The organism is Arcobacter sp., assembly GCF_050300555.1.
Lineage (GTDB): Bacteria > Campylobacterota > Campylobacteria > Campylobacterales > Arcobacteraceae > Arcobacter.
Map to the genome: position 1 here is coordinate 91,795 of NZ_JBNKXY010000008.1, position 21,946 is coordinate 113,740.

Annotated in this window: 19 protein-coding genes; 1 reads left to right on the forward strand and 18 read right to left on the reverse strand. The window is 25.8% G+C overall.

Features of this window, described 5'->3' with window-relative positions:
- Entirely contained in the window at positions 1–1,125 is a 1,125-nt protein-coding gene (locus tag ACQY5W_RS07720; RefSeq protein ID WP_428024386.1) for a glycosyltransferase family 4 protein, read from the forward strand.
- A gap of 33 nt (positions 1,126–1,158) precedes the next feature.
- On the opposite strand, the gene ACQY5W_RS07725 is transcribed toward ACQY5W_RS07720, so the two are convergent.
- The 18 genes from ACQY5W_RS07725 to ACQY5W_RS07810 all read right to left on the reverse strand — a co-directional run bounded on the left by ACQY5W_RS07725 (position 1,159) and on the right by ACQY5W_RS07810 (position 21,939).
- Positions 1,159–2,337, reverse strand: coding sequence for a glycosyltransferase family 2 protein (locus ACQY5W_RS07725; protein ID WP_428024387.1), 1,179 nt, complete (start codon positions 2,335–2,337; stop codon positions 1,159–1,161).
- Positions 2,334–3,155: an alpha-1,2-fucosyltransferase gene (locus tag ACQY5W_RS07730; protein ID WP_428024388.1), complete on the reverse strand. Its 822-nt coding sequence runs from the start codon at positions 3,153–3,155 to the stop codon at positions 2,334–2,336. Before ACQY5W_RS07730 ends, ACQY5W_RS07725 begins: the two co-directional genes overlap by 4 nt.
- A gap of 42 nt (positions 3,156–3,197) precedes the next feature.
- Positions 3,198–3,968 carry a hypothetical protein gene (locus ACQY5W_RS07735; protein ID WP_428024389.1) on the reverse strand — a complete coding sequence of 257 codons (771 nt, stop codon included), beginning with the start codon at positions 3,966–3,968 and terminating at the stop codon, positions 3,198–3,200.
- The gene (locus tag ACQY5W_RS07740; RefSeq protein WP_428024390.1) at positions 3,965–4,810 is read right to left on the reverse strand and encodes a glycosyltransferase family 2 protein; all 846 of its coding nucleotides are present in this window, start codon (positions 4,808–4,810) and stop codon (positions 3,965–3,967) included. Before ACQY5W_RS07740 ends, ACQY5W_RS07735 begins: the two co-directional genes overlap by 4 nt.
- Before the next feature lie 2 nt (positions 4,811–4,812).
- Entirely contained in the window at positions 4,813–5,553 is a 741-nt protein-coding gene (locus tag ACQY5W_RS07745; protein ID WP_428024391.1) for a cephalosporin hydroxylase family protein, read from the reverse strand.
- The gene (locus tag ACQY5W_RS07750; RefSeq protein ID WP_428024392.1) at positions 5,531–6,265 is read right to left on the reverse strand and encodes a WbqC family protein; all 735 of its coding nucleotides are present in this window, start codon (positions 6,263–6,265) and stop codon (positions 5,531–5,533) included. The genes ACQY5W_RS07745 and ACQY5W_RS07750 overlap by 23 nt, the downstream gene beginning before the upstream one ends.
- On the reverse strand, positions 6,252–6,749 hold the full coding sequence (locus tag ACQY5W_RS07755; protein ID WP_428024393.1) for a GNAT family N-acetyltransferase: 498 nt from the start codon (positions 6,747–6,749) through the stop codon (positions 6,252–6,254). Before ACQY5W_RS07755 ends, ACQY5W_RS07750 begins: the two co-directional genes overlap by 14 nt.
- A 13-nt stretch (positions 6,750–6,762) precedes the next feature.
- A complete protein-coding gene (locus ACQY5W_RS07760; RefSeq protein ID WP_428024394.1) occupies positions 6,763–7,893 on the reverse strand; it encodes a class I SAM-dependent methyltransferase in 1,131 nt (376 codons plus the stop codon).
- Between the two features lie 9 nt (positions 7,894–7,902).
- Entirely contained in the window at positions 7,903–8,730 is an 828-nt protein-coding gene (locus ACQY5W_RS07765; protein WP_428024395.1) for a phytanoyl-CoA dioxygenase family protein, read from the reverse strand.
- Positions 8,720–9,835 (reverse strand): DegT/DnrJ/EryC1/StrS family aminotransferase, encoded by a 1,116-nt coding sequence (locus tag ACQY5W_RS07770; RefSeq protein ID WP_428024396.1) that lies wholly within the window; start codon positions 9,833–9,835, stop codon positions 8,720–8,722. The genes ACQY5W_RS07765 and ACQY5W_RS07770 overlap by 11 nt, the downstream gene beginning before the upstream one ends.
- Positions 9,832–11,043, reverse strand: coding sequence for a class I SAM-dependent methyltransferase (locus ACQY5W_RS07775; protein WP_428024397.1), 1,212 nt, complete (start codon positions 11,041–11,043; stop codon positions 9,832–9,834). The genes ACQY5W_RS07770 and ACQY5W_RS07775 overlap by 4 nt, the downstream gene beginning before the upstream one ends.
- Entirely contained in the window at positions 11,033–11,602 is a 570-nt protein-coding gene (gene rfbC / locus ACQY5W_RS07780) for a dTDP-4-dehydrorhamnose 3,5-epimerase (RefSeq protein ID WP_428024398.1), read from the reverse strand. The genes ACQY5W_RS07775 and rfbC overlap by 11 nt, the downstream gene beginning before the upstream one ends.
- Complete coding sequence (gene rfbG, locus ACQY5W_RS07785; protein ID WP_428024399.1) at positions 11,587–12,699, reverse strand: CDP-glucose 4,6-dehydratase; 1,113 nt, start codon at positions 12,697–12,699, stop codon at positions 11,587–11,589. Before rfbG ends, rfbC begins: the two co-directional genes overlap by 16 nt.
- The gene (rfbF, locus tag ACQY5W_RS07790) at positions 12,684–13,451 is read right to left on the reverse strand and encodes a glucose-1-phosphate cytidylyltransferase (protein ID WP_428024400.1); all 768 of its coding nucleotides are present in this window, start codon (positions 13,449–13,451) and stop codon (positions 12,684–12,686) included. The genes rfbG and rfbF overlap by 16 nt, the downstream gene beginning before the upstream one ends.
- Position 13,452: 1 nt before the next feature.
- A complete protein-coding gene (locus ACQY5W_RS07795) occupies positions 13,453–14,253 on the reverse strand; it encodes a sulfotransferase domain-containing protein (protein ID WP_428024401.1) in 801 nt (266 codons plus the stop codon).
- Positions 14,243–18,463 (reverse strand): 6-hydroxymethylpterin diphosphokinase MptE-like protein, encoded by a 4,221-nt coding sequence (locus ACQY5W_RS07800; RefSeq protein ID WP_428024402.1) that lies wholly within the window; start codon positions 18,461–18,463, stop codon positions 14,243–14,245. The genes ACQY5W_RS07795 and ACQY5W_RS07800 overlap by 11 nt, the downstream gene beginning before the upstream one ends.
- 169 nt (positions 18,464–18,632) lie before the next feature.
- The gene (locus ACQY5W_RS07805) at positions 18,633–20,105 is read right to left on the reverse strand and encodes a flagellin (RefSeq protein WP_428024403.1); all 1,473 of its coding nucleotides are present in this window, start codon (positions 20,103–20,105) and stop codon (positions 18,633–18,635) included.
- Positions 20,106–20,322: 217 nt separating this feature from the next.
- On the reverse strand, positions 20,323–21,939 hold the full coding sequence (locus tag ACQY5W_RS07810; RefSeq protein WP_428024404.1) for a flagellin: 1,617 nt from the start codon (positions 21,937–21,939) through the stop codon (positions 20,323–20,325).
- Positions 21,940–21,946: the final 7 nt, after the last annotated feature.

Here is a 21,946-nt window from a genome sequence, read left to right on the forward strand (position 1 = left end):
ATGAGAATTGTTTATATATTACATAGTTTAAATATAATTTCACCCAATACAGTTATTGTCAATATTATTAAAAATATTGTAAGTCAAGTTCAAGAAATATTAGTTATTAGTTTATTTCAGTCTAGAGAGGATAATTATAAGAATCTTTTAACTTCCATTAATGTTAAATTTATTGAGTACAAAAGTTATGACAAGGCATTTGAAGAACTAAAAAATTTGTCAAATATTATAAATAAATATGATATTTTACATCTTAACCAACATAAGTCTTTTGAAATAGGAAAACATTTATGTGAACATAATAATCATTTAAAAGTCATATCAACCTGCCATTCTGTAGAAGATGTAGAAGTAAAAGAACATAAATATAGTGGTTATGCAAAAATTTCAGCTAAAAGAAGATTGAGAGAACAAGGTTTTTTTTATAAAAATCATTCTAAAGTAGTGGCTGTATCTAATGAAGTAGAAAAATATTTATTTAGAATAGAATGTATAAATACAAGCGTAATTTACAATGGTGTTAATTATGAAGCTTTTCCTAAGAATCCTTTTTATAAAAGAAAAAGTAATGAGATAAGTTTTGCTCAAGTAGGGCATATCATGCCATTAAAAAATCAGTTGTATTCTTTAAAATTGATAAGATATTTACGTATGAAAAATTTGACTGCAAAACTACATTTATTTGGTGGTTATATGTTTGAAAATGGTTATAAACGAGAATTGCTAAGATATATTAAAAAATATAATTTGGAAGAAAGTGTATTTTTTCATGGTGAAGTTCAATGGGATAGTCTTTTTAAGTTTTTAAAAAATATAGATATTTTGTTAATGCCATCTACTACTGAAGGATTGCCTTTAGCATTAATAGAAACATTTTATTTTAGTATGTCATCAATTGTATCTAACAATGGGGGAATGAAAGAAATTGTTAAAAACTATAAAAATGGTTTAGTTATTGACAATGTAAAGAATCAGAAAAATTTTAAAAAAGTATATATTAATTGTATAAAAAAGAGATATTTAAAAGAAGGAAAAAATAATAAAAGAAATTTAGTTCAAAAATTTAGTTCAAAAAATATGGCCCAAAAATATTACGATGAATATATAAAATTATTAAATTTATAATTTTATTATAAATACTATTAGATACTTGTATTATTAAAAATATAGAGTAATGATTTCTGAATTAATAAATTTTTTTTGTATTTTAGTATTAATTTGCACATGTGTATTTTCAGATAATATGGTATTAATAAATAAATAATTGTCTTGGCTTAAAGAGTATATTGATTTTAAAAATAAGTTAGTATTATTGTTACTGCTGCATTGTTCAACAATATGAGAAATATTATATTGTTCTTTTAATTCATTATGTACTTTTTGACCAAGGCTTCCATACCCTACTATGACTATTTTGTGATGAACTTTTAGGATCTTTTTTAAATCCATGATATATAAATCTAAATTATTTTTATAATGGGACTGTATGTCTTTGTTTAAAAACTTAAATCTATGTATTAAAACTTTAATATCCAAATTGTATTTTTTGGTTAAATATATCAGCCAATTTAGCTTATTTAGTTTAATCTTTTTGGAGTTTTTAAAAAAATGTAAGATTTCTTTTATATCTTCCTTCTTGAATAATCTAAGCATATAATTATTCTTTATTTGAATTATTTGTTTTTTTTGTAATTCAGCAAAGTTTTTACTAATTTGTGAAGTATGTATCCTATAAAGTAGTAATGTTTCTTGAATGATTGAGAATCTACAAAAAATAATAGCTCTAGTCCATAATTCATAATCTTCTGCTTTTGAGAAAGTATTAGAATAACTTAGATTATATTTAGTAAATATCTCTTTTTTCATAAATATAGTTGGATGAGGGATAGGGTTATAAAAAAGTAATAGAGTTTTGATTTCTTTATTTGATTTTACTGTTTTTATAATTCTTTCATTTCCATTAGAAAAATGATTAATCCAACTAGCACAAATATCAATATTTTGGTTTTCAATCATATAATTAAACTGTATTTCTAATCTATTGGTGAGGCTTATATCATCAGCATCCATTCTCGCAATATATTTACCTTTTGAATTTTGAATAGCTTTATTTAATGATTTGGCAACACCTATGTTTTTTTTATTTTTTATATAATTTATTCTTAGATCAGTATATGATAAAATGATATTTTCGCTATTATCCGTTGAAGAGTCATTTATAATAATAAATTCAAAATCTTTAAATGTTTGATTTAAAATACTTTCAATTGATTCTTTTAAATATTTTTCTGCATTATAAACAGGCATAATAACAGAGATGATAGGTGCTTTATTCACATCTTTTTCCATTCTTTTGGAATTAAGTCTTTGTCATTCATACTTTTATCATTAAACCATTTATTTGGAGCTATAATTATTTTATTTTTATTTTCATTTAGCCATGCCGCCCACCAGCTAAAAGTACTGTTTGCAATTATATTGTGTTTACATTGGCTCATTAAGTATAGTTCTTCATGTTCAAAATTATTTGGAAGTTGAACAAATATTTTTTTAGATAAAAAAGTGAAATTTTCTTTACACCATGTAATATCATCACTAAAAATAAAAAAAATTACATTTCTTTCTTTTTTTTCAGAAAGAATATAATTTATAGACTTATTATAATAATTTAAATCGCATGTTCCATGAAATGCGTTTGTTTTTTCATTACTAATATAATCTCCTCTTCTAATGTGAATAGAAACAGCAATTGGTGAATTATTTATAATATTTAGATATTTTTTTGATTTTAAGCATAAGGTTGTTGATAATTTAAATTCATTTAAAATTTCTTTTCGATAATCTTTAAAATAATTTTCACTTTGGAAATAGCCATCAAAAATAATGTTACTTTTTTGAAGTTTAATTTCTGAATAGCAGAAGTTTTTTTCTTCATATAAAAAAAAGTTATTTGATAAAAAATTTAAGTCATCTTGATTTATTAATTTATTGTAGGTTAAATTGAAATTATATAGTTGATAAGATCTTATCAAATCATGTTTAAAGTAATTTGTTGATAATAATAAATTTGAATTAAACTTTTTAGCAAATGCATATGCAAAAGCATATTGAAACATTTGATTTCCTAATCCTCCTTTTAAATTAATCACAATCATTTAGTAAAAATCCTTTAAAAAATAAAATAATATACAATAAATTTAATTAAAATATTTTATGGAGTAAGATAGTAGATTATTACAGTGGCACATGTTTTTACAATTTTCAACTTCTTTTATTTTTTCAATTGGAATTATTTTTCTTTTCTTTAATGATATTTCTGTACTACTTTTAGCTCTAGAATCTTTTAATTGAACATCACCATTTACTTTTTCATAATTATGAAAATTTTTCCATTTATTAGAATAGTTTATTTCTAGAAAACCACATAAATTTTGTATAAATAAGTCAGGGTTTATACAAAAATCCTCATATTTAAATATTTTTATATTATGTTTTATCAAAGAATCAATATAGTTTTTATATTCACTAAAAAAAGTATTTGTATCAGGCATTCCTCTTGAAATCCATACATCAATAGAATCTCTTACAAATGCAAATATTTTTTTGTTTGGTATATCTACTGATTCCTCTAATATTAAAAGTTTAGAAGGAGGATTATATTGATTTTCTTTACAAGATGAAAAATTAACAAATGACCAATCTCTAATAATAATATGTTTATTATCACAAGATTTTATTAATTCTATTAATTCATTTTTAAACCCATTAGATTTAATATTTATATTAAACCAATTTAAAGCTTGGCTTTTTATTGTGGTATAGGATTTTTCTTTGAGTTCGCCCCATCCTCCACCCATTGGATTTACTTCAGAAATGACAATTGTATTTTTTAGAGACGCTAAACATTTATTTAGAATAGTACCTCCAGAACGGGCATAACAGATCATAATGTTTAAATGTTGATTCATTTGAAAAAACCTTTAATTTTAAAAAAACTAAATTCACAAAGTCTATAAGTCATTATTAAAAAAACTATTGGGAAATATTTATTTTTATAAGTGAATAATAAAGATGTTTTATAATATTCTAAAAAATCATGTATTTTAAACTTATTTCGTAATGTAATATTATCTTTGTATGTAAAATATTCTATATTTTCATGTCTTTTTTTATAAAAAAGGATATCATCTATAATATATGTTTTAGTAGAACACAATGTTAATAGATTAAAGTTCATATCTAAACCCCAGCTAGCTTGATGTTCAAGTTTTTTTATCATTTCTTTTAATAAAGAAGAGTTATAAATACCATAAAATAAGTTTGCTTTACCATTAAATTCTGCATCCAAAAGGTATGTGTATATTTTTTTTAAAGATGGTTCTCCTGAATATTTTACAAAGGATGGTATTTCTCTATATTTTTTATTTAAAATATTGATATTATAAATATTCGAGAATACATATCCAAGATTATGATCTTTATCTATAGCTTGCATACATTTTTCTAAAAATCTTGAATCCCACAAATCATCTGCTGCCGCCCACATAAAGTAGTTAGTTTCAGAATCTTTTAATACAAACATAAAGTTTTCATGTGCTCCAATATTTTTATGTTGTTTTATATATTTTATTCTTTGATCATTTAATGAATATTTTTTACAAATATTTTCTGTATTATCAGTTGAATTATTATCAGAGATTATTAATTCGAAATTCTTATATGATTGGCTTAACAAACTTTTTAATGCATCTTCTATAAAAAGTTCCCCATTATATACTGGCATTCCAATAGTAAGTTTAGGATTATTCATAATTATCTAACTCTTTTTAAGTAACCATCTGGAGCAACAGTAATTAGCAATTTATTTTCAATAGTTTTATCAATTTCAAAGGAGTCATTGTTTTTCAGAAACTCCAAAACAGCAGTTTTAGGATTATTCCCTATATCCCAAGGTCTGTCAGGGAAACTTCCTTCTGGCATATTCTCTATAGCTGTATCAAAAACACAACAATAACTTCCAATTGTAACTAATGGTGCATATGCTTTTAATTCAGAAAGAACATGTTCATGGGTATGATTACTATCTAAGCATACTAGTATTTTTTTTGCATTTTTAGATAATTCAATCACTTGTTTTATAATTTTTTTATCTATACTGGATCCTTCAATCATTTCAATTTTTTTACTTAACGGATGTGATTCAATTTCTTTTCTATTATGTGTTCTTATATCAATATCTATTCCTATTACTTTTCCATTATTTATCTCTCCACAAACTTCTAAAAGTGCAAGCATAGAAGCACTGAAGATAAGTGAACCGCCATGTGCTATACCTGTTTCTATAATTAAATCAGGTTTTATTTCCCAGATTATCTCTTGAAGAGCTATTGTATCTTGTGGGAATTGAATTATTGGTCTTCCTAACCAAGTAAAATTATATGAATATTTTGTTTGTGCAATATTATTTAGAAAATTTATTCCTAAATATTTTAAGTCTTCTTGTTTTTGTATATTACATTGTTTCTCATTATTAAATTTCTCTATTTCTGTCATTTATAAACTCCTTCCAATTTAAAGTAACTGAATTAAAATATTCTAATCCATCTTTCCCAACATTTGCAATTAAATCTAATATTGATACATAAGGTGTAAATGTCTCAAATTTTTGTGGATAAATACGTAAATTATAGTTTATATATTTTACATCTATATTATTTTTTTCAAAATCTTCATGGTTTAAATAATTTTTAGCGCCATGTCCCGTAATATATACATTTCCATTTAATAATTTAACAATCTCTAAAACTTTATCACTATTTGTATATTCTAATTTCATGCTTGAGGAAAATAATATTTTTCTTTCAATTTCAAAATATTCTAAAATAACCTTGATAGAGTCTGTACTTAAATCAGACATTGTATTATATGGATTAGAGTAAATATGATTAATAATTGATAGGACATCTTGTAGATAGGGATGATTTTTATAAGTGTTTTTTAAAAAGTCAATATGCGAACGTTTCCAATTTTTTTTATTATCAATTTGTATTTCATTTATTTTTTGCCCTAACTTCAATTTACTGATAGGCACACTTAGCCATTTCATACCTGTGTTAGTTTTTATTTGTACTCTATTTGTAAAACTCCCTTTTGAAAATTGGGCATCATCATAAATTACAAATATATCGGAAAATCTGATTTGTTCAAATAAGCCTATCCAGGGAAAATACATTGGTTGAGAAATTACAATATTATTTTTTTTCATTTAACTTTTTTTCCATAACGATTACATCTATAAGTTTTTCATTTAGTAAAAAGTGATTTTTAAGTATATTAATTTGCTTAAATCCTAATTTTTCATAAACTTTTATTGCATTTTTATTTGTAGATAATACTTCTAATAAAATCTTTTTTAAATTTGTTTTTTCTTTTAAATTATTAAAAAAAATCTTTAATGCTTTTTGACCATATCCAAAATTCTGGTATTTTTTATGTATTGCAATTCCTAGTTTTCCAAATAGAGAATTATTAATATCAACAATTTGAATGTATCCAATACATTGATCACTTTCTTCTATAGAAATAATTTTAAAAATATCTTTAGACTGTTTAATTTGTATCCATTTTACTACATCATCATATGATTCTTTCTTAGGTAAAGACATCAAATTTTTTTGTAAAGTTTCATCATTTCTAATTTGATATAAGATATTTAAATCTATGTTTTTATAATTTCTAATTGTAATCATTATATCCTTCTTATCATAAATAGAAAAAATTTATATCGTTTGAAAAAATATTTAATTTTTCTATGGTATTTTGTGCACATTTAGGATTTAAACCAACAATAATATTTTTTATATTTTTTGGCAAATTCTGGGGTGCAATAATATTCTTCTCAAAAAGCATATATTTATATCTATATGGATTCATATCAATAAAATATTTTAAATTTTCAGTGTTTGTCATTTGGCTATATATAAAACTACCATAAAAACCCGAGCCATAAATTGCAAATTCTCGTTTATTTATTTTTGATTCTATGTAAGAAACTTTATTTGTAATATTTTGCCAATATTTACCCAAATTTTTAACTTCTTCTATAATCTGAGCATTATTATTTAACTCTAGAGAATTAATATTGCTTTTTTTTGCAATAATAACAAAAGCACCAAAATATGATTCAGTGTCAATTTCCTCTATACAAAAGCCATGGTTTTGTAACATATATATAATTGAATTAGGAGTAAAATGATTGAAATGTTCATTAACAAGGATATCAGCAATATTAATCAATGGATTAGGTAAAATTAAAAAAAGCTTACCTTCTGAAATTAGTAGATTTTCAATCATTTTAATTGTTTCAATTGGATTTTTAATATGCTCTAATGAAAAAAATGATGTTACCACAGAAAATTTATTGAACCAATCTTTTGGAATTTCGTATGTTGCATAATTTTCTTTTGATGTGAAATTCCAATATTGCTCATAGTTTTTACTAATATCGAATAAATAAGGTTTAATACCAGTTCTTTCTGATAGTGCTTTCATTGTACTACTTTTTGCACAACCAAAATCTAATATTTTAGTAGTATTATTAATATTTAATTTAGATAATAATAGATTTAATTGATGTTCCGTTCTATAAAGTTTTTCTCCATTATCTAGTGTTTTATATAGTTGGTCTTCATCCTCAGTATCTATTAAAATATTATAGTTTAAATCATAATACGTTGATTCTTCAATATTGAAATCAGTATAAATATGTAAACAATTTGTACAAAGAAAAACATTAATATTATTTTTATTTAAATCACAAAGTGAAGATAATGAACCATTAAGAGATTTGTAGATGCTAATGGAATTAGATGATTGACAAATATTACATACCATTAAAAATCCCTATTTTACTAATAGTTCTGGATGAATTTCTTCAAATTTTATTCCTTTTGCAAAGGAACCTTTCCAAGAAATTTTTTGTCCAATAGGTTCTAAAAAATCAAAATACCTCATTTGCATTGACCATCTTGCTTTATTACTTATATTTAATCCACTTTGATGAATAACAAGCCAATTAACTAATATTAAGTCACCAGGTTTAGATAGAGGTGCAACATGAAAAAAATTATTTATTATCTCTTTTTCATTTTTAAGTTTTAATGTATATGCACCTATTCTTGAATCACTTTTATCTTCAAAAACAGGTAAAACACCATTTTTATGTGAATGTAAGCATACTTCAACAGGACCAAGGGAAGGAATAACTTCAACTAAAGGTGACCAAAGAACTACTCCTTTTAAACTTTTTAGTTGTGCAGGATATTCTTGATGCCAAAAAGTTCTAAATTTTTCTTCATGAGGTAAATCAATTCTAATACCAGAACCTCCATTTGCAACACCAACAAAAGTTGACATTAGTACATCTTTAGAAACTTTTTCATTTTTACTTGTAGATATTAATCTATTAAATGATACAGAGTCTTTAACTGCATCATATATTTCACTAATATATGTTCTATTGATTTTTAGAATTTCCATTAATGAAAAATCAAAATTATTGCCATTAAATTCTTCCATAGGTATGTCTAATTTATATTTCTCAATTATTAATTTGATAATATTATAAATATCATATTGAATAGGTTTTATTTCTTCTTCATAATTATAAAAGTTTCTTAAAACTAAAACACCATTTTCATTAAATTCATCTATTTGTTCTTTAGTTAGCATTGGTAAAATCCTTAATTATTTTAGTGGTTTTATATAATTGGTTTTTCCCAATTTCATGATAACTTGGTAAATTTATGCCACGTTCAAAAATAAAATAACTTAATTGATTTTCTTTTTTTTCATCAAATATAGGTAAACTTGATAATGGATAAAAAAATACACGACCATCAATATTGTTATTTTTAAAAATATGTAAAAGCATATCTCTATCAAATCGTAACTTTTTATCAAAGATTACTGTGGGCATCCAATATCCATATTGAGTATTCTCATCTTTTGGAATAGGATTCATTGTTAAACCATCTATTTTAGATAATTTATTATGATATTCAAAAAATATTTCTCTTTTTCTTAATATAAGTTCATCAATTCTTTCCATTTGTGCACAACCAATAGCTGCTTGAATGTTTGACATCTTATATTTAAATCCCATAGTTTCTGCCCAGAATTGTTTTGGATTTTTAGGATTCCTTCCATGAGAGTTTAAGATATTTACTTTTTCATAAAGATTTTTATTATTTGTTACAAACATACCACCTTCACCTGTAGTAATTGTTTTTGTACCATGAAATGAAAAAACTCCAAAATCTGCTATACTTCCAGCTTTTTTTCCTTTGTAAATAGAACCAATAGCTTCAGCTGCATCTTCTATAACATATAGATTGTGTTTTTTTGCTATTTTCATAATAGTATCCATTTCACAAAGATTGCCATATATGTGTACTGCAATAATAGCTTTAGTTTTTGGAGTAATAGCTTCCTCAATTTTTGATGGGTCTATACACCAAGTATCAGGCAAGATGTCTATAAAAACTGGTTTGGCTCCAAGGTATGTAATAGGTGCAGCCGAAGCAATCCAGTTAATATCAGCTAAAATAACTTCATCTTCATAGCTAATACCTAATGCAGATAACCCAATATGCATAGCACCAGTACAACTAGAAGTTGCCATAGCATATTTTATATTTAAATGCTTCTTAAATAAATCTTCAAATTTATAAATATAATCATAGCATTTCTCCCCCCAACCATTTGTTGCGGCATCTGTTGCATATTTAATTTCTAAGTCTGTGATTGATGGTTTTGTATAGTGTATTTTTTTCATATTATTTTTAATTTTGGTATTGCTACTGCAAATTTACCATTCCATTTTTTAATGTATGAAAGTTGTTCTACAATTTCATCTTGAATATTCCAAGGTAAGATGATAACAAAATCTGGCTTATAGGTAATAATATTAGTTTCATTTAAAATAGGAATATGACTCCCTGGTAAATACATATTTTGTTTATAAGGAGATTTATCCACAACAAAAGATATTAAATTGGACTTTATTCCAATATAATTTAAGAGTGTATTCCCTTTTGCTGCTGCTCCATACGCTATCACTGTCTTATTTTCTTTTTTCGCTTGAAGTAAGAAAGACAATAAATCATATTTAACTTTATTGGCTTTTTCTTGAAAGCTTTTATAAACCCCCATATCTAATAAGCCAAAAGATTGCTCTTCTTTTAAAAGTTGTTCTACATTTTGTGATGTCTTTATATCATTTTCTTTATGTGTTGCGTATATTCTTAGACTTCCTCCATGGGTAGGTAGTTTTTCTACATCATATAGTTTTAGTCCTTGTTGTTCAAAAATTTGTTTAACTGTATAAAAAGAGAAATAAGAGAAATGTTCATGATAAATAGTGTCAAATTGATTTTCTTCTATTAGCTTGAGTAAGTGAGGAAACTCCATAGTTATCGTTGCATTTTTTTTCAATACTATTTTTAGACCTTTCACAAAATCATTAATATCTGGTACATGTGCCAATACATTATTTCCAAGAATTAAATCTGATTTTTTTAGTTTTTGAGCTAATAGACTTCCAAAAAAATCTTCAATGACTTCAATTCCTTTTTCACGAGCAACTTTTGCTGTACTATTTGTAGGCTCCACACCTAGACAAGGTATATTTTTTTCTTTAAAATATTGAAGCAAATATCCATCATTTGAAGCTATTTCTGTAACCAATGAATCTTTATTTAATGATAATTTAGTAGTTATCATCTCTACATAATTTTTAGCATGTGCCAGCCAACTTGTAGAATATGAGCTAAAATAAGCATAATTTTTATCAAATATATCATTTGATTTTTTATATTCATCTATTTGCACTAGTTTACAATTATGACATACATATATTTTAAGAGGATAAAAAACTTCAGGTTCATCCAATTGTTCTTTAGTTAAATATGAATTAGATGCAGGTGCATTAACTAAATCAACAAAGATATCGTTAAGTTTTGTTTTACAAAATCTACATTTCATGTAGTTCTATTCCTTCAAATTTATGGTTTAAAAATGGATGATTTTTATCTCTATTTGAGAGATAAGTTACAGGAAATGGCCATTTTATGTCTAATTGTGGGTCTTTAATATTTAAAGCTCCTTCTTTATCAGGTGTGTAAATATTGCTATGTAGATAAAGTAATTCCACATCATCCTCAAGTGTTTGAAAACCGTGAGCAAAACCTTTTGGTATATGTATCATTTTTTGATTTTTTTCAGTCAACTCTACAGTAAAGTGTTTTAAAAAAGTTGGTGAGTTTTTTCTTATATCTACAACAACATCATAAATACTTCCTCTAATACATTTTACCATCTTAATTTCACTATTTGGTTCATATTGAAAGTGCAATCCCCTAACTGTACCTTTATTTTTTGTTACAGAGTGATTAATTTGTTTGATATTCTTGCAAAAAATGTCTTTCATCTCTATTTCACAATAAACTCTTGAAAAAGCACCTCTTTCATCTATAAATTTGTTTGGTTCTATTATATATAATCCATTAAAATCAGTATTAATTATGTTTAACTTTTTGTCCATGCTATTCCTTTTTTGCTAGCATCTTTAATATAAGTTTTTAAATGTTCATTTGTTAAAATAGTTTTCTTATCATAAAACGATTTATACCATTTAACAGTTTTTTCAATAGTAGTCTCACTATTCCATACTGTATTCCATTTAAGTATTATGTGTGCTTTTGAGGAATCAAGTTTTAACATATTCGCTTCATGAAGTTGATTTGGATTGCAATTTATTTCATAATCAATTTTATTCCAATATTTTTTAACTTTTTTAACTATTTCTTCTACAGTAATACTTTCTTTATCTGAGGGGCCAAAATTCCATGCATCTGAAAATTCCACTTTTTCTTCGAGAAGTTTTTGACCTATGAGAAGATATCCACTAAGTGGCTCAAGGACATGTTGCCATGGCCTTGTTGCTTTGGGATTTCTTACATGGACTTTTTTATTTTGACTTACTGAAACCATAATATCACTTAAAAGTCTATCTTGTGCCCAGTCTCCACCACCTATTACATTGCCTGCCCTACAAGAGGCAAGGAGAGTATTATGTGAATCTTTATACTTTGTTATATTAAAATAAGAGTTTCGATAGGAATTAGTTAAAATATCTGCACATCCTTTACTTGAGCTATAAGGGTCATATCCTCCTAATGGATCATTTTCCCTATATCCCCAAATCCATTCTTTATTGTCATATGCTTTATCACTTGTGATATTTACAATAGCTTTTACATTATATTTTTTACATGTTTCAAATACTTTCAATGTTCCCATAACATTTGTATCATAGGTTTCTATTGGATTTTCATAAGAAAATTTAACTAATGATTGAGCTGCTAAATGAAACACAATATCAGGCTTATATTTTTCAAAAGTTTCATTTAATTTATTTAAATCTCTTATATCTCCAATTATGGAAGGTATTTCTAGACTTAATAATTCTATATGATTTTGAATGGTTGGAGCTTTCAAAGAATAGCCTATTACATTCGCACCCATTTTATTAAGCCAATACACAAGCCATGAGCCTTTAAATCCAGTATGTCCTGTGACTAATACAGTTTTATTTTTATATATTCGATTAAATAAATTATGAATTACCAAATTTTCCATGGTGCCTCGTTTTTATCCCACAATTCATTTAAATATATTTTATCACGTAGAGTATCCATACATTGCCAAAACCCACTGTGTTTAAATGCACTTAATTCTCCATTTTTTGCTAGTGTTTGCAAAGGATATTGTTCGAAGGTAGTTAAATCAGACTCTATTAAATCTAAAACTGCTGGTTCACACACCATAAACCCACCATTTATCCAATTTCCATCTCCTGCTGGTTTTTCTACGAAGTTATGTACCAAATTTGAGTTTATATCCAATGCTCCAAATCTACCAGCTGGTTGTATTGCAGTCATTGTTGCTTTAGTTTTATTTAATTTATGGAATGATAATAATTCTTTAATATTAACATCACTTACACCATCACCATAAGTAAGCATAAAAGTTTCATTTCCTATAAAGTCTTTAGCCCTTTTTATTCGACCACCTGTCATACTATCTAGCCCTGTATCTAGAAGAGTCACTTTCCAAGGTTCACTTGAATTATTATGAACTTCTATTTCACCATTAGACATATTAAATGTGATGTCACTTTGGTGTAAATAATAATTGGCAAAATATTCCTTGATATAATATCCTTTATAACCAAGTAAAATGACAAAATCATCAAAACCATAATGACTGTATAGTTTCATTATATGCCATAATATTGGTTTACCACCAATCTCAACCATAGGTTTTGGTCGTATATCAGTTTCTTCTGCTAATCTAGTTCCTAATCCTCCTGCTAAAATTATTACTTTCATATTACAAACCAATAGAAGAAAAGTCGACATTTTTATAATATTTAGATATATTAACAATTTTATTTTTTTGTGATTTATTCAATATTTCACCTCTTCCTAATATTCCTTTATTAAATCTTGTAAAACTTTTTTTTGATAAAATTTCTTCAATTGATTCTTGGTTATAGTTGAACTTTATATATATTTTTTTTAATTCTTGTTTTGGATCTAATAACAAATCTTCATACGTAATTAAATAAATATTTTTATTTTCTTTTATATATTCAAACCATGATGAATAAAAGTTAAAATACCAAGGAATTAAAGTATCAATTATAAAATCAATTTGTTGTTCATCTGCCCAATTGTAAAAATCTTTTGGTACATTTGACATTGAACCATTTTCTTTTGTTTGATTTAAATGGTCTTTTACTGATATAACTGTATCAAAGATATTTCTACATTGTAAAATTACGTTAACATTGAAGTACTCAATGAAGTTTTTTGTATATTCTGAAAATCTAGTATGTTTATGTCCAAAAAAATAATTAATTTCAGGTTTTAATAATGCTTTATAAAATGCTTCAAGTTGAATTTCTTGTTCTCTTCTATCATAATCAATTACAAGTTGAGAAGTATAAAAATTTAAGTCGTTTTTTATCATTGATGTTAGCCAAGTACTACCAGTTTTAGGAGCAGCAATGTGCATCAAAAAATTTTTATGTTTAATCAAAGGACTTAACTTATTAAAAAATTGCTCGGTATTACAAGATGATTTTAAAAAAAATTCTAATTCTTCAATTAGCAGTTTATTATAGGACATTTATTTCCTTTACAAAAATCAGATAAATATTTGCTAATTTATCTTTCAAATTTTGTCTATATTTAATATAATTAATATCTTGTATTAAATTTTCAATTTCATGAAAACATAAAAATTCATATATTTCTGTCTCTTTACTTACAGGAGTAAATACAAAATTATCTTTAGTGTATTGAATTAAAGTTTTTAAATAATTATTGTCAACAATTTCAGTTTTTTTATAGTTTAATTTTAGTAAATTTTTTTCATTATTTAAATATTTCATAAAGAACCCTTCTTTTTTATTATATTCTTCATAAGAAATATTTTTGTACTTTTTATTAATGTAACTCGTATGTATAGTATGTATATTGTTAAAATTATTCTTTATGTACTTTAAAACTATTTTGTCAAATGAATTTTCTAAATTTGGAATAAAAATTGAACAAGAAGGGAGGTCTTTAATATTTGTAACTTTTTTTGTATGTAAATTATTTATTATGACATTATCAGAGAAGGAAAATCCTACTATACAATCTTTAAACCTGGAATTTAATTCATCTATATAACGCATAAATTCTTTATTTTCAATATTCTCTTTTGTTACAAAGAATCCTATAGTATTTGGTAGACAATAAGAATATTTTATTTCTTCATTTACAGGTTGATTTAAACTATTTATAAAGCAATATTCATTGAACTTTTCAGTGTTTATAAATATCTTAGAAACTATAGACTTTTCAAACAACATTTTATTATCATCAACTAAATCAATACTATCATAGAACATGTTTTCATTTTTTATTTCATCTTGCAAATGAAGTTTAAATAAATTTGCTTTTGTTTTATTTAGTATTTGCCATACATTATGATAATTTGTAGTTTTCGGTTTTTTATAGCTTATAAAAGAGTAGATATACGTAGATATATTTTCAACTATATCATAAAGATTGGTAGGAATTATAAAATCAATTTTATCTATATAGTTTTCAAATATTTTTGATGTTATTTCTTTTTGTTCTTTAGTAAAATAAAATGCTTTGTACCTAGTATCATAATTTTTTTCAAAAAGTATAGTCATAAGTTTGATAAATTCATTGTCTTCTAGATTATCTTTAGTAGCTAAGAAACCTATATTATCTTCAGGATTTGTATTTTGTAGCCTTTGTTCATCAAGTGTACTATTTAATGATTTTGCAAAAATAGTCTCTTCATAGTTTTCAAGCATAGCTTCTAAATAGTTTTCTGAGCTGTTTTTAAGCTCGTATTTTTCATCTAAAACTATTGGGTGTATATTGATAGTTTTAGATATAAAATCATATATTTTATAAAATAAGAAGCTTTGATTTTTGGTTTCAGCTTGCACCCAAACTTCACAATTATCAGCTATATCATAGATAGATTTTGGCGTGATAAATTGAAATCTATTTGCAACAGCTACAAAAATTGATATAAATTCCTTTACCACTTCTTCATCAAAATAAAAAACAGAAAATTTAATATTTGGAAATTTATTACAAATATTTATTATGTGATTGATAAAATCTTTTTGTAGATTTTCTTTAAAAGCAAAAAATCCAATGTGTTCTTTTAGGTATTTTTCTTTTAATAAATCAGTATCAATATTGTCTTTTAAACTATTTCCAAACACATAATAATTTGAATTTGGTAGCATAAACTCTTTTTCTATATCTTTTGCTAAAATAAATTTTTTAGGTACAATTGTTTCTTTACTATCTTGGATTGTTAACAGTTTATCATAGCTTGTTTTACTAAACATAGCAGAATAGATATTTTCATAATTATTTAAAATTATATCATCAAGTTTTTTTATATTTGTAGTATGGTCATAAGTTTCTAGCCAAAACTCTACACTATTTGCTATTTGTGTAAGATTGTGGGGAATTATGATTTCTACTTTTTCTAGCTCTTGTTTAAAAATAAATTGTGCTTGTATTTTTTGAAATTCAAAGAAGTAAAAAAGCTTGAGTTTAACTTCTGGAAACTTTTTAAGTATCTCTTTTATATAAGTTATAAACTCTTTATTTGAAAGATTATCTTCTATCGCTAAAAATCCCATCGAGTTTGATTCAAACTCATGTTGATAACCCTTTTTTGAAGTTTCAACTAATTCTTTGAAAAATGGTTCAGAGTAGATACTGTTTTTTATTGAATACTCTTTTAGATATTTATTCAGTTTTTTAAGTGCAATACTATTTTCATCACTTGAATATGATATAGAAATTACATAAGTATCAACTATTTTATTTAGTTGAGTACATAGATTTTTATTTATTTCATAAATATATTTTTTCTTATCAGTTTCACTATCCAAATCAAATAGATAAAAAATATGATGAAGGTTATGTGATGAGTAATTTATCAAAATTGATTGTAAATCTTCACAATGATGTTTTTCAAATAAAATATTTTGAATTAGATTTATTAATTGTCCCTTATACTCTTCAAAATCTTTGTATTTTTTTATTTTTTGAAACTGTTCAAGGGATTTTTTTATTTTTTTTACACCACTTAATTTTAAGTTCAACTTTTCTAAATCTTTGTTATTATAACCAGCTTCACTAATACTTGCAAGACTATTAAAAAGTTCTTCTTTTATAGTTTTTGGTTCTTTTTTTGTAAAGTTTGATAAATCAATATCTTCAATTTTCAACGGAGTTGCTCCATTTAAATAAGCTCCATTTGAAAGGTTAAAAACTTTGTTAAATGAATCTTTATACATTTCTGTAAATTGAGAAAAAGTATCTATACATGTTTTAAATACAGGTACAGATTTAACTTCTGGTAAAAAGTTACCTTTTACAAGGATAGTATTTTTTCTAAATGAATAATTTTTATCGTTAGAATCTTCTAAATCTTTTAATTTATTAAATGCACTAGAACCAGAGTGTCCTTCAATATGTGTATCTCCTGATTCAACATCCATTGCAAAATCTAATCCTAATAAATATAGTTCTTTTGCTTGAAATAACAGTAATAAGGCATATGATAATTCACCAATACTAGGACTTGTTAGTATTCCAAAGTTCTCTTTTAGTTCAAACATAGCTTGAAAGATAAAAATATTTTCTTTTGGAAAAGAGTTCATTAACTTTGCATTTACATGGGATGCAAAAATAAAGATTGTATTATTAAAAAAATGTATATTTTTTAGTTTATTAAGTGTATTTAAAACTTCTTCATCTTGTTCATCATATTGGGTTATGATATCTGGTTTTATACCATTTCTCTCCAAAATAGGCATAGTAGCGTATATAGCAACTATAGTAAAGTAATCTTGATTTTGCTTAACAAAGTCTATATTACGTTGTAATGATGGACCTGCACCTAAAAGTAGAACAGGTTTTTCAAAAGGTTTTAGGTTTTGTTTATATTTTATATTTAATAAGTTAAAATCTTGGCTAATATATGAATTCGTTCTACTTAGGCTTAAAAATGTTCTATCATATGAGTATAATAAGTGAGGTTGTGATACTAAAAAGTTTTGAATAACTTTCATATATACATCTGAACCAGCAGAAATATTTACAAATTTTAAATAATGATTAAATATAAAAAGTTCCCCATAAAAGGATTCAAAAGTTTTTTTAAATTCATATTCATTTTGTGCAACTGAAAAGAACAGTTTTGTTTGTTTAGCTAAGTTTGCATAATTAGTTACAAATAAAGATAATCTAAAGAACTCTAAATTTGGTTCAACTATTAAATATACTTTTGAATTAAGTTTTTGGTGTATTAAAGGAATATGAATTCCAAGTAAAACACCAAATATTATAAATTTATGTACTTCTTTTAGATTTTGTGGATTTGACAAATTTTTATTTACAAAATTAATTACAGGTGCATTCCCGATTGTACAAGGGGCTAAAATATCTTGTTCAAGTGCAGTTTTGGCAACGGTGTCATTATATTTAAATTCATAATATGTTTTAAAGCTATTTACTGTCGCATCAAAGTTTATTCCATCAACAATTTGTTTAGATACATCATTTGAATTTTGTACATATAAAAATTGCTTGGTTTTAGGATTAACAATATCAAAATGAGTATTTAAAAATTGAAGTTCAAATTCAGGAACTATTTGTCCAAGTTCAATAGCAGCAGCATAAAGTTCTAGATTTTTGTAAATATCAGGATGATTTTGTTTAAAATATTCTAGATTTTCATTGTAAGTTTGTATAGCTAATTGTTGAACCTGATTTTGTGACATTATGTACCTTTGTTAAATCTTTATGCAAACTAAATAGGATATTATTTTTTATATTTATTTTAGCATATTAGCTCTAAAGATAGCTGAATTTAAGATGATTTTTTTAATATTTAAATAAAAAAAGTAGTACCCAGTAGGATACTACTTTTAAAAGTTAAAAGACTAAATACTATTGTAAAAGTCTCAATACGTTTTGTTGGATAGAGTTAGCTTGGCTCATTGCATATGATCCAGCTTGTGAGATAATATTTTGTTTGTTGAAGTTTGCAGATTCTTTTGCATAATCAACATCTCTAATAATAGACTCAGCAGCTTTTACATTTGTCTCTTGAGTCATTAAGTTTCTAACCCCAGATTCGATTTGATTTTGAGTAGAACCTAAATCTGCTCTAAATGTATTAAGTTGACTAATTGCAGCATCAACAACACCTTGGAATTTATCGGCTTGGGTTCTTGTTAATTGTCCCGAAGCTAAAGATTTTAATCCAGAAAGTGTTGCTCCTCCAGTGATTGAACCAGTTGCTGTAGTTACTTTTAATTCAGAAGCAGTAGCTGTATTGTTATTTTGAATATTAACATTTTGAGCATTTGCACTAATTGTGATACTTCCAGATGCTGAACTTTGAACTGCTGTCATAGAACCAATACTATAAGTATTTAAAGCAGCACCAGCAATATTTGTTGTATCTGTTGTACTTCCACCAAATCCTATTGTTACTCCAGAAGCAATAGTAAATGTTGGAGCTTGTTGAATACCATTAACAATTGCACCATCAACTTTTGTTACACCAGAACCACTAGCAGCACCTGCTGTACTAAATGTTCCAATAACGTTACCATTAATATCTTTAACTTCTACACTTCCTGTACCAGTTGCAGCAGCTAATTTTTCTAGAATTAATTGTGTATTTGAATCAACATTACTAATTGTAGTTGCACTATTAAATGTTAAATCACCTGTAACACCTGAAATATTTACATTAAGTGCAGTACCAGTTGCAACACCATCTAAAGTGATTGCATTTGTTCCATCACCTGAAATAACCATTGATGTACCTTGAGATATAACATTATTTCTAGTACTTAATCCTGAAGTTTGTACTAAATCTTCTGTTCCACCACCAAGACCAATTGAATTTGATTGGATAGAAACAGATTGTACTATATCATCTTTATTTTCACCAATTTGGAATGATAGTTGGTTTGAACCTTGATCACTTGTATAACTACTTTGTAATAGTGTTGTACCATTATAGTTAGTTTGTTTAGCGATATTATCTAATTGTTCAAGTAATTTAACGATATCTTTTCTAATAGCTTCTCTACCATCATCAGAAGTAGTATCAGTATTAGCTTGGATAAGTTTAGCTTTAACAATATCTAAGATGTTTGATTGTTCAGCCATTGATTTATCAGCAATTTGGATTAATGAAACAGCAGAGTTACCATTATCAATACCTTGACCAATAGAACTAGCTTGAGTTCTAAGTTTATCAGCAATTGCTAAACCAGATGCATCATCAGATGCTTTATTAATTTTTAATCCAGTAGAAAGTTTTTCTAATGAACTTGTAATTTTATTTTGTGTGTTTGTTGCAGCTTCTCTTGCATTTAATGAAGCAACGTTAGTATTAATTCTCATAATAAATCCTTTTTAATTATGACACATTGTGAAAAATCACACCGAAAACATTCTCAGGTTAGTGAGCATAGAGCGAAACTCTTTGGAATCAATTGATCCCTACTTTGTAAATAGAATTATTACATACCAATTCTTAAAAATAGTTTAAAGAATAAATAACAATAAAAAAAGAGAGCTTTTAAACTCTCTTTTTATCTAATGTATAAATTGTTATTTATTATTGTAATAATCTTAATACATTCTGTTGCACAGTGTTAGATTGGCTTAATGCGTAATTTCCTGCTTGTGCTATAATATTTTGTTTATTAAAGTTTGCAGATTCTTCAGCATAATCAACATCTCTAATAACAGATTCTGCTGCTTTTACATTTGTCTCTTGAGTCATTAGGTTTCTAACTGCCGATTCAATTTGGTTTTGAGTAGAACCTAAATCAGATCTATAAATATTCATTTGACTAAGTGCTGCATCAACTACACCTTGATATCTATCTGCTTGTATTCTAGTTAACTGTCCAGTTGCCAAGGCTTTTAAACCTGAAAGTGTTCCTCCACCATATATTGTACCAGTTGCACCATCGTTGTTAATACCTGTTGTTAACTTTAGTTCTTCTCCCACTGCACTATTATTATTTTGAATCATAACACTTTGTGCTGTTGCTCCAAATGTTATACTCCCTGATGCGGAATTTTGTTTAATAGTCATTGACCCTATACTATAAGTATCAATTGTACTATTAATTGCTAAACTATTTATCGCATTTCCACCTAAATCTATTGTTGTACCAGATGAAACATTAAATGATGGATTTGCTTGTATTCCATTTACTATTGCCCCTTCATTGATTGTGATAGCTGCTGTAATACCAGCTGCTCCACTTGCAGAAGTAATAGAAAAATCACCTAATACGTTATTATTTATATCTCTAACTGTAACTGTAGCTTTTAAAGTACCATTAGCAGATGTAAATGCTTGTGCTTGTGCTACTGTTAAACTTGTCTCTGTTCCATCAGCTGCAACTTGCGTAAATGAAACACTACCACCAGAAACTGCATTTGCAGTATCAATATTTGCTAAAGTTTCTAAAATCAATTGTGTATTAGTATCTGCATTACTTATTGTTCCAGCAGATGAGTTAAATGTAATTTCCCCAGTAATACCTGAAACATTTACATTTATTGCTGTTCCTGTTGCATAACCATCAAGAGTTACAGCATTTGTTCCATCTGCAGTAAATATAGTTGATAATCCTTGAGAAATAATATTATTTCTTGTAGTTGCTCCTGAAGTTTGATCTATAGCTTCTGTTCCACCACCTAATCCAATTGTGTTAGATTGAATATATGAACTTTGCATAATATCATCTTTGCTTCCTCCAATTTGGAAACTAAGTTCTCTTGATGATGTCATACTATCATAACTATCTTGTAGTAATGTGATACCATTATAACTAGTTTGTTTAGCGATATTATCTAATTGTTCAAGTAGTTTAACGATATCTTTTCTAATAGCTTCTCTACCATCATCAGAAGTAGTATCAGTATTAGCTTGGATAAGTTTAGCTTTAACAATATCTAAGATATTTGATTGTTCAGCCATTGATTTATCAGCAATTTGTATTAAGGCAACAGCAGAGTTACCATTATCAATACCTTGACCAATAGAAGTAGCTTGAGTTCTAAGTTTATCAGCAATTGCTAAACCAGAAGCATCATCACTAGCTTTATTTACTTTTAATCCTGTAGAAAGCCTTTCTAATGAAGTAGCTATATTACTATTGGTTTTTGACGCCGCTTCTTGTGCATTAAGCGAAGCTATGTTTGTATTTATTCTCATGTTTTCT